The following is a 9,836-nucleotide window of genomic DNA, read 5'->3' as shown; positions in this document are numbered from 1 at the left end:
CGGCGGAGGAGAGGCGGCGGGGGGACCGGCGTCCCGGGCGGCGGGACCGCCAGGACAGCCCCGGCGGCCCCTGACCGCCACGGCGTCCTCCGCGGGGTCCTCGCCCCGGCGTCAGAAACCGCCTCGCCGTCAGAAACCGCCCCCGCGTCAGAACATGCTCAGCAGCTGCTCCACCGTCGGCTCCGCCGCCGAGTCCCCGTCGGGCAGGGCCAGTTCGAACCAGACCGTCTTGCCGCGCGGTGTCCTGCGCGAGCCCCAGGCCGCGCTCAACAGGCCCACCAGCTGGAGCCCCCGCCCGCCCTCGTCCGTGTCGCGGGCCCGCCGCCTGCGCGGCTGTACGAGCCCCGCGTCCCACACCTCGCAGACGAGCGTACGGTCGAGCAGCAGCCGGAGCCTGATCTCGCCCTCGCCGTACCGCAGGGCGTTCGTGACCAGCTCGCTGACCAGCAGCTCCACCGTGTCGACGAGAGGTTCCAGGTCCCAGGCGACCAGCTGCGCGCGGGCCAGCTCCCTGGCCCGCCCCACCGAGCGCGGCTCGCGCGGCAGCCGCCAGTCCCCCACCGCGTCGACCGGGAGCCCCTGGATCCGGGCCATCAGCAGGGCGATGTCGTCCTCGCCGTGCCGGGTGTCGAGCGTGTTCAACACGTGGTCGCAGACGTCTTCCAGGGGCCGTACGGGGTGGGACAGCGCCGCCCGGAACGCGGCCAGGCCCTCGTCCAGCGGCTGGTCCCGCGACTCGACCAGGCCGTCCGTGTAGAGCGAGAGCAGTGCGCCCTCCGCCAGCTCGACCTCCACCTGCTCGAAGGGCTCACCGCCCACGCCGAGCGGCATGCCCGGCGGCACGTCGAGCATCAGCGGCTCCTCCCCCGGCTCCACGACGACCGGGGGCGGATGGCCGGCGCTGGCGAACGTGCAGCGCCGGGTGACCGGGTCGTAGACCGCGTACACACACGTGGCGAGGTAGACCTCGGAGAGGTCGGCGTCCCGCGACTTGTGAGCGACGCGGGAGGCCTGCTGGGCGCCGCTGGGCGTGCCGAGGCCGCGCGCGATCTCGTCCAGGGCCGAGAGCACCTCGGCCGGTTCCAGGTCGAGGAGCGCCAGCGTACGGACGGCGGTGCGCAGTTCGCCCATGGCGACGGCGGCCCGCAGTCCGCGTCCCATCACGTCGCCGACGACCAGGGCGGTGCGGTGGCCGGGCAGTTCGATGACGTCGAACCAGTCGCCGCCGACCTCCGTGGCGGTGTTGCCCGGCAGATAGCGGCAGGCGATGTCGAGTCCCGCGGCCTCGGGGTCGCCCGGCGGCAGCAGGCTGCGCTGGAGGATCAGCGCGCGCTCGTGCTCCCTGCGGTAGAGGCGGGCGTTGTCGATGCAGACGGCGGCGCGCGCGGCCAGCTCGACCGCGAGGGCGCGGTCGCGGTCGCCGAACGGCTCGCTGCCCTTCGTACGGGAGAACTGGGCGAGCCCCACGACCGCGTCGTGCGCGACCAGCGGGACGGCCAGCGTCGACTGGATGAGGCTGCCCGCGCTGCCGGGGATCGACTGCACCCGGCCGGTGCGCAGGGCGCTCGCGGCGAGCGAGGTGAAGGGGAAGCGGTGGACCGCGCCGACCTCCGGGGGCACGTACCCGCCCTCCAGCAGGTCGCCGGGTCCGGTCAGCGGCGCGTCCGAGACGGCGCTGGCGAAGGCGACCCGGCGCAGCGAGGCGCTGCCGCCGCCGGACTCGGAGCGGGAGGAGCCGCCGCGTCCCGGCGGGGCCTCCTCGCCGGTGAGCAGGGACTGGTAGAGGTCCACGGCGGCCAGGTCGCAGAAGCCGGGGACGGCGACGTCGAGAAGCTGGCGGGCGGTGGTCTCCAGGTCCAGCGAGTTGCCGATCCGGGCGCTCGCGTCGTTGAGGAGGGCGAGGTTCCGGCGGGCGCTGGCGGCCTCGCGCGCGGCGATGTGACGGCGTGTGACATCCGTGCCGATCCCGGCCACCCCGATGGGGCGGCCCGCTCCGCTGTGGACGCGGTAGAGGTTGACCGACCAGTGCCTGCGGTCCTTGCCGCCGGGCCGGGTGCCCACGATCTGGAAGTCGTTGACCGCCTCGCCGGTCTCCAGGACCCGCTTGAGGGCGCCGGTCAGCCGCTCGGCCTCGGGGCGGGACAGGTAGTCGTGGACGGTACGGCCGCGGTGGTCCTCGATCGCGCCGCCGAAGACCGTCGCGAAGCGTTCGTTGGCGCGCCGCACCTTGAGGTCGGTGCCGAACAGCAGGAAGCCGAAAGGAGATTGGCCGAATATGGCCTGCGAGGAGGCGAGGTCGGTTTCGATGCTGCGCAACGCCCTGACGTCGACGACGACGCAGAGCGCGCCCCGCTCGCCGGTCTCCGTCTCGCTCGGCATCACATAGATCTCGGCCAGACCGTGCGCACCGCTCTCCTGGGGCATACGACCCTCATGGGGCATACGGAAGGGGACGAGGCCGGTCCACTCCTTGCCGTCCAGGATCTCGGCGACCTGGCGGTGCCCGCGCGGACGCAGGTCGGCAGGCATGAACACCTCGACCGGGTCCTTGCCCCTGACCTGGTACGGAGCGATCCCGAACAGCTCAGTGGCCCGCGCGCTCCACTGGTCGACCAGGCCGTCGGGGCCGATCGAGAACGAAGCGACTCTGATGTAGTCATAGATCGAGCCGGGCGGACTGCTCTGCCATACGACGTCGCCCGTCGTCCCAGGTATCTCGCTCACGCGACCGTCCCCTCCAGCTCACGCACCGGACCGGCCATTCCCGCAGTATTCAGCACTACGGCCCCGACAGGCACGGCGTTCACAATCACAGCACGGTCTCGTTCTTTTTGAGCCGAGTCCGGCCCCCGGCCGCACCGGGTCCGAACGGATCCGAACGAGTCCGACGTGATCGTTCCCGTGATCGTTGTCCCTTCACACTTCTAACCAGGCAGAGGTAGCTCGAACCACACCGTCTTCCCCGTCTTCCCGCGGCGCGTGCCCCAGCGCCGGGACGAACAGGCCACGAGCCGCAGACCACGGCCGCCTTCGTCGTCGGGGCCCGAGGCGCGGGGGGCCGGCGGGTCGGGAAGGGGGTCGGAGACTTCCACGAGCAGGGCGTGCGCGGGGGCGGTGACCACGTCCACGTCCACGGGGGCACGGTCGTTCTGGGTACGGTCCGCCCGGGTACGGTCGGTCTGGGCACGGTCCACCTGCGTGCGGGCGGGGACGTCCGGGGCGGGAACCAGGTCGACGACGGCCAGCCTCACCCCGATGGGGCCGGCGGTGTACCGCAGCGAATTGGTCACCAATTCGCTGACCAGCAGGATCGCCGCCTCGCAGACGGGTGCGTCGATCTCCCAGGCGCGGAGGGTGTCACGGACGCGGTGGCGGGCGGTGCGCGCGGCGCCGGGCTCGGCGGGAAAGGTCCACTCGGAGCGTGCGCCCTCTGTGCCGATCAAGCCGACCACTTCTTCCCAACCCGCCGACAGAACCACATCCCTTTTAGGGGGGTTAATCTGCCCATACCCGAAATGTAGGGTGAGCTATCTCCCCCGACCGGTCAGCTCTGTCCCCGCCTGGTTCCCCATGGGCGCGTGGTGGCACAGACGGCGTACCGCGTGTACGGATCCCGGCGGGCGGCCCCGCGCCTTCCGGCGTACGGCTTCTCAGCCCGCCGGGTCCTCCGGGGCGGCGCGCAGCAGACGGACGGCCTCGGCGACGGCCGGCCGGTCCTGGTCGAGCCAGTCGACCGTGTGGACCTCGTCCGGCCCGAGCCAGCGCACCTCGTCGTGGTCCTCCAGGGGCCGGGGCTCACCGGAGAGCAGCCGGGCCGTCCACACCTGGAGGACATGGCCCCGGCCCAGCGGCCACTGGCCGGGGATCCGCTCCACCGGCCGCGTCTCGACGCCCAGTTCTTCGCGCAGCTCCCGTACCAGCGCCTGTTCCGGACCCTCCCCCGGCTCCACCTTGCCGCCGGGCAGCTCCCAGCGGCCGGCCAGTTCGGGCGGCGCGCTGCGGCGGGCGGCCAGCAGCCGCCCGCGGTCGTACAGGGCACCCGCGACCACGACACGATCTTCCATGGGCGGGAGCGTAACGGGCCGGGGCGCGGCGGCCGTCACGCGCGCCGGCGGAGGGTCCGGACCACTCAGCGGGTCGTCTGCGCGACTCGCTCCACCCAGTAGAGGCGACCGGGTCCGCGGGCGTCGAGGTTGTCGGCGATCTTCTGCGCCTCGTCCTTCGTGGCGTATCTGCCGACCCGGTAGCGATTTCCGTTGCCGTCCTGCCGTATCACCAGCCAGGGGAGCGCGGCTCCGCTGTCGTTCATCGCGCCCCTCCCGCCGCCGGCCTGTGTCTCACTGAAGATTCCCGGGAAACCGCAGTACGCATATGCCCGAGCGTACGCCTGACCTTCACTCAGCGGATACGTATTCACACAAAGAGGTACACGTCCCGCGTGCGAACAGCTGCACGGGGAGGGGGACGCGCGCCAGGCGTGCGCCCCCCTACGCTCCCATCCGCCGTGCCGTCAGGCCGGTTTCACCTCATGCCGGGCCGCTCTCACCTCACGTCAGGCCGGGCGCACCGTCGGCAGCGGCATCAGGACCGGCGCGGCGTCCCTCACCTTCCGGCAGGCGTCCCCGCACGTCGAGTCGAGCGAGCAGCACAGCGAGCAGATCGGCCCCGACCGGACCGGGCAGTCGGCGATGTCCGGGAGTTCGTAAGCCGTCTCGCAGACCGCGCAGAGGTGGGTGGCGGTGATGTCGGGGACGTCGGCGTCCGGGCCGTTGACCGGGTTCGGCCGCGCCAGGTAGTACCTGCCCTTCGTCAGCCAGGCGATCAACGGGCAGAGGATCAGGGCGAGTCCGGCCGCGATGAAGGTCGAGAAGGCCTCCGCGTACGTCCCGAACAGCCCGAAGAAGGCGAGGATCGAGACGGTGGAGGCGATCACCATCGCCCCGAACCCGGCCGGGTTGACCGCGTACAGGTAGGCGCGCTTGAACTCGATGTACGGCGGGCTCAGCCCGATCCGTTTGTTGATCACGAGGTCGGCGGCGACGGCGGTGATCCAGGCGATGCCCACGTTGGAGTAGAAGCCCAGCAGCTTGTTGAGGGCCGCGAACATGTTCATCTCCATCAGCGTCAGCGCGATGGCAAGGTTGAGGAAGATGTACCAGACCCGCCCCGGGTGCTTGTGCGTGATGCGGGAGAAGAAGTTCGACCAGGACAGCGAACCGCTGTACGCGTTGGTGACGTTGATCTTGATCTGGGAGACGATCACGAAGATCGCGGCGGCGGGCAGGGCGAAGGAGCCGAGCCACGGCTTGAGCGCCTCGATCTGCGGGGCGATGGGCTCCAGGGCGTGGGTCTTGCCGACCGCCTCCAGTGCGACGAAGGCGAGGAACGCGCCGCCCAGCTGCTTGGCCGCGCCGATGACGACCCAGCCGGGTCCGGCGGCGAGGACGGCCGCGTTCCAGCGGCGCTTGTTCGCCTCGGTCCTGGCGGGCATGAAGCGCAGGTAGTCGGCCTGTTCGCCGATCTGGGCGATGAGCGAGAGCGCGACGCCCGTACCGAGGCCGAAGCCGATCCAGTCGAAGCCCGAGCCGGCCCCTTCCGTACCGCCGAAGGAGCTGAACGCGCCCCAGGAGCCGGGCGCGTGGAAGGCGAGCACGACGAAGGGCAGGACGAGCCCGATGAGCCAGATCGGCTGGGTCCACGCCTGGACCTTGGCCAGCGCCCCCATCCCCCGGAAGACGATGGGGATGACGATCAGCGTGGTGACCAGGTAGCCGATCTGGACCGGGAGTCCGACGGCCTGGTGCATGGCCTGGGCCATGATCGAGCCTTCGAGGGCGAAGAAGATGAAGGTGAAGGACGCGTAGATGAGCGAGGTCAGCGTCGAGCCGAAGTAGCCGAAGCCGGCGCCGCGGGTGATCAGGTCCATGTCCAGGCCGTATGTGGCGCAGGCTCTCGCGATCGGGATCCCCGTGATGAAGATGATCGCCGCCGCCGTGAGGATGGAGGCGAACCCGCTGGTGAAGCCGTACGTGAACACGATCGAGGCGCCGATCGCGAAGTCCGCCAGATACGCGATCCCGCCGAGCGCGGTGCCCGCGACCATCGAGGGCGACCAGCGGCGGAACGAGTGCGGCGCGTAGCGGAGCGAGAAGTCCTCGCGGCTCTCGTCGGCGGCGAGCTTGGCGTAGCTGCGCGCCGGCCGGCCCTGGTCGGGTGGGCTGTCGGAGGTGGGGATCGCGGTGTCCGTCATCGCTGCCTTCCCGTACGTCGGCGTGTACCGGGAGCGGTACGAACGGGAAGGTAGAAGCCGGACATGACAGGGCGCCCCGGCGCGTCGTTGCCCCGTCGTTACAGCAGGGCGGCGGGAGTTAACTCGCCGTCACGGCGGCCGGACGGCGGGCTCCGACTATCGGTCGTGCGACAGAAAGGAACGCGGGTGGCCCCTGCCGGGGAGGTTCACCGCCCGGCGTACCGGGCCCCGGTCACTTCACCGACAGGTGGTACGCCACCCGGTACCGGTCCGCCGGCACCACCACGTCCGCCGTCTCCACCGCGCGCCCCGACGCGAAGTACGTACGCTCCAGGACCATCACCACGTGTCCGGGGACCCCGCCGAGCGTCAGGAGCTCCTCCGCCAGCCCCGGCCGCGCGCCGACCTCCTCCAGCACGTTGTCCACGACGATGTCGATGGCCGCCATCCGCTCCACGACCCCGCAGCCGCCGAGCGGCCCCTCCTCGGGCAGCATCACCGGCGTCCGCCCCGTGACCGCCAGTGGCTCCCAGGAGGTGGAGAGCATCATCGGCTCGCCCCCGTCCCGGAACACGTACCGCGTGCGCATCACCCGGTCCTCCGGCTCGATGCCGAGGCGGGCGGCGATCTCGGGCCCCGCCACGTCCTGTTCGCTGCTGGACTGCCACGTCCCCCGCGTGCCGTCCTCGGCCTGTTCCTGGCGGAAGGGGCTGGAGCCGCTCGGCGGCCGGTAGCCCGAGCGGGAGATGCGGCGCGGGACGGGGCGCTCGCGCACATACGTCCCCGACCCGGAGCGGCCCTCCACCAGCCCCTCGGCCATCAGCACCTTGCGCGCCTCCAGCGCGACCGTGTCGGAGACTCCGTACTCCTCGCGGATGCGGGCCTGCGAAGGCAGTCTGGTACGGGGCGGCAGCGCGCCGTTGGCGATTTTCTTGCGGAGATCGCCGGCGACACGCAGATAGGCAGGCTGCTCACCAAAAGCCATTGACCACTCCCAACGGGTTGACAGACAGCAACAGCCTGGCGACCGTGGGTTGTCATCCGCAAGCGTGGGCCAGGGTTTCACCCGAAGTGATGATTTGTACTTACGGAAGGCTTACATCGCGGACGAATGATCCGGACGTACCGCCGACTTCCCGGCGATCACCCCAAATCCCCTCTTGACCTCAATGGTCCAGACCAATACCTTTCCTGCCCATGAGCCTCACGCTGAGCAGCGCTCGAAGCGCAGGAACTCCCCGGAACACCCGAAGAACCCTTGGCAGGCTGGCCGTTGCCGCCTGCTCCCTGTCCCTTCTCGCCACGCTCTCGCCCGCGGCCTCGGCGGTCACCACCGCCTCGGCCACGTCGGCTTCGTCGGCGAAGCACGACGGCGGCAAGAGCGGCCGTGAGTACAAGCGGGTCGGCTACTTCACCCAATGGGGTGTCTACGGACGCAACTTCCAGGTCAAGGATCTGGACACCAGCGGGCAGGCGGCCAAGCTGAGCCACATCAACTACGCCTTCGGCAACGTGAACGCCGAGGGCAAGTGCTTCACGGGCAACGTCGCCGGCGAGGCCGACGCGTGGGCCGACTACGCGCGCCCGCTCGACGCGGCCGGTTCGGTGGACGGCGTGGCCGACACCGCCGAGCAGCCGCTCGCGGGCAACTTCAACCAGCTGCGTGAGCTGAAGGCCAAGCACCCCGGCCTCAAGGTGCTGATCTCGCTGGGCGGTTGGAGCTGGTCCACCCACTTCTCCGACGCGGCCCGCACGCCCGCCTCGCGCAAGGCGCTGGTCTCCTCCTGCATCGACCTGTACATCAAGGGCAACCTGCCCGTCGACGGCACGCGCGGCGGCGCGGGCGCGGCGGCCGGCCTCTTCGACGGGGTCGACATCGACTGGGAGTGGCCCGGTTCCGAGGGCGACACGGACACCGTCTTCCGTCCCGAGGACAAGCGGAACTTCACCGCGCTGGTGCACGAGTTCCGTACGCAGCTCGACGCGTACGCGAAGAGCCAGGCGCCGCGCAGGACGAAGCCGAAGCACTACGACCTGTCGGCCTTCGTGCCCGCCGCCCCCGCCAAGATCGACGCGGGCTTCGACGTCCCCCGGATCATGCGGGACTTCGACTTCGTGAACCTCCAGGGATACGACTTCCACGTCTCGGGCGAGAAGACGACGTCCCAGCAGTCGGCGCTGTACGCGGCACGCGGTGACTTCAGCGTCGACCAGACCGTCCGCGACTGGGAGCGCCGCGGCGCCCCGGCCCGCAAGCTGGTCGTGGGCCTGCCCTTCTACGGACAGGGCTGGACCGGTGTGACGGGCGGCGGCGACGGCCTCGGCCAGCCGGCCGCGGCGCCCGCGCCCGGGGTGTGGGCGCCCGGCACGGAGGACTACAAGGTCCTCAAGGGGCTCGCGGCGGCGGGGACGTACAAGGTCCACCGTGACGTGAAGAACGGCAGCGCGTGGCTGTTCGACGGCACCACGCTGTGGACGTACGACGATCCGCAGGTGCTGCGCGCCAAGACCGCGTACATCCGTCACAAGGGCCTGGGCGGCGCCATGGTCTGGTCCATGGACGGCGACACGGCCGACGGCGAGCTGACGACGGCGATCGACCGGGGTCTCTCGGGTCGCTGACCGTCCGGCGCGTATCGGCGGGGGTTGCGCGGCTCACGGGCCGCGCAACCCCCGGCGGGATGTGCCGGGGTGGGCCGGGGGCGGCTCCGGGATTCAGCCGTTCACCCCGCGCGCCTCGCGCCTCCGCCCCGGCCCGGCGTCCCTACGGTCGTACGGTGAGCCTCTCGCGTACGCATCTCGCCGCCGCCCCGCTGATCGCGGCGGCCCTCGTCGCCGCCGTACCGCCGGTCTCGTACGCGGAGGCCGCGCGGCCCGCCCCGTACACACTCCCCCGCCCCGCCACCACCCCTTGCGGCGAGGAGCGGGACCCCGGCTGGTCCCCCGCTGCCACACGCCTGCCCGATCCGGCCGACAGCCACCACGCCTACTCCGGCAACGGTTACCTCGGCACGCGGGTGCCGCCGCTCGGCGCCGGGTACGACGAGCGCGGCGGCGCGACGGGCTGGCCGCTGTTCACGCCCCGCTACGACGGCGCCTTCGCCGCCGGGCTGTACGCGCACGAACCCGCCACCACCGCCGACCGCCAGGTCCTCGCCGCCCTGCCGTCCTGGACGACGCTGGACGTACGGATCGGCGGGGAGACCCTGGGCCCGGAGAGCCGGATCTCCCGCTACCGCCAGAGCGTCCTGCTGCGCTGCGGAGTGGTCCGTACGGCACTGCGCTGGACCACCGCCGACGGCCGCGTCACCGACCTGACGTACGAGATCCTCACCGACCGCTCCGACCCGCACGCGGGCGCCGTACGGCTGCGCCTCACCCCGCGCTGGAGCGGCGAGGCGCACCTCTCCCCGGGCCTGGACTGGCGGGGTGCGCGGCGGCTGACGCGGACGGGCGGGGAGACGGGGGGCGCGGGGACGGCCAGGGGCACGGAAACGGCCGGGAGCACGGGGACGGCCGGGGGCACGGAGACGTTCCGCACGCTCGGCACGGACACGGCGGGCGCCGTCGCGACGACGCTGCGGCC

Annotated in this window: 7 protein-coding genes and 1 pseudogene; 2 read left to right on the top strand and 6 right to left on the bottom strand. The window is 71.7% G+C overall.

The window, feature by feature from the left end:
- Positions 1-147: 147 nt before the first annotated feature.
- The 6 genes from GT042_RS06040 to GT042_RS06015 all read right to left on the bottom strand — a co-directional run bounded on the left by GT042_RS06040 (position 148) and on the right by GT042_RS06015 (position 7,235).
- A complete protein-coding gene (locus GT042_RS06040) occupies positions 148-2,724 on the bottom strand; it encodes a SpoIIE family protein phosphatase (protein ID WP_161307660.1) in 2,577 nt (858 codons plus the stop codon).
- 200 nt (positions 2,725-2,924) lie between these two features.
- Entirely contained in the window at positions 2,925-3,452 is a 528-nt protein-coding gene (locus GT042_RS06035; RefSeq protein ID WP_161307659.1) for an ATP-binding protein, read from the bottom strand.
- Between the two features lie 198 nt (positions 3,453-3,650).
- Positions 3,651-4,064: a (deoxy)nucleoside triphosphate pyrophosphohydrolase gene (locus GT042_RS06030; RefSeq protein WP_161307658.1), complete on the bottom strand. Its 414-nt coding sequence runs from the start codon at positions 4,062-4,064 to the stop codon at positions 3,651-3,653.
- Between the two features lie 65 nt (positions 4,065-4,129).
- Positions 4,130-4,309, bottom strand: a complete 180-nt coding sequence (locus tag GT042_RS06025) for an SPOR domain-containing protein (RefSeq protein ID WP_161307657.1) — start codon at positions 4,307-4,309, stop codon at positions 4,130-4,132.
- Between the two features lie 243 nt (positions 4,310-4,552).
- Positions 4,553-6,250, bottom strand: coding sequence for a hypothetical protein (locus GT042_RS06020; RefSeq protein ID WP_161307656.1), 1,698 nt, complete (start codon positions 6,248-6,250; stop codon positions 4,553-4,555).
- Positions 6,251-6,482: 232 nt separating this feature from the next.
- Positions 6,483-7,235 (bottom strand): GntR family transcriptional regulator, encoded by a 753-nt coding sequence (locus GT042_RS06015; protein ID WP_161307655.1) that lies wholly within the window; start codon positions 7,233-7,235, stop codon positions 6,483-6,485.
- Between the two features lie 212 nt (positions 7,236-7,447).
- Between GT042_RS06015 and GT042_RS06010 the strand changes: the two genes are divergently transcribed.
- Complete coding sequence (locus GT042_RS06010; RefSeq protein WP_161307654.1) at positions 7,448-8,872, top strand: glycoside hydrolase family 18 protein; 1,425 nt, start codon at positions 7,448-7,450, stop codon at positions 8,870-8,872.
- A 155-nt stretch (positions 8,873-9,027) separates the two neighbouring features.
- Positions 9,028-9,836 (top strand): annotated as a pseudogene (locus GT042_RS06005) (haloacid dehalogenase); the annotation flags it as partial.

The organism is Streptomyces sp. SID3212 (assembly GCF_009865405.1).
Taxonomy (GTDB): Bacteria; Actinomycetota; Actinomycetes; order Streptomycetales; family Streptomycetaceae; genus Streptomyces.
Note: the sequence above shows the minus strand (reverse complement) of the source record. Positions and strands in the feature narration are given on the sequence as shown.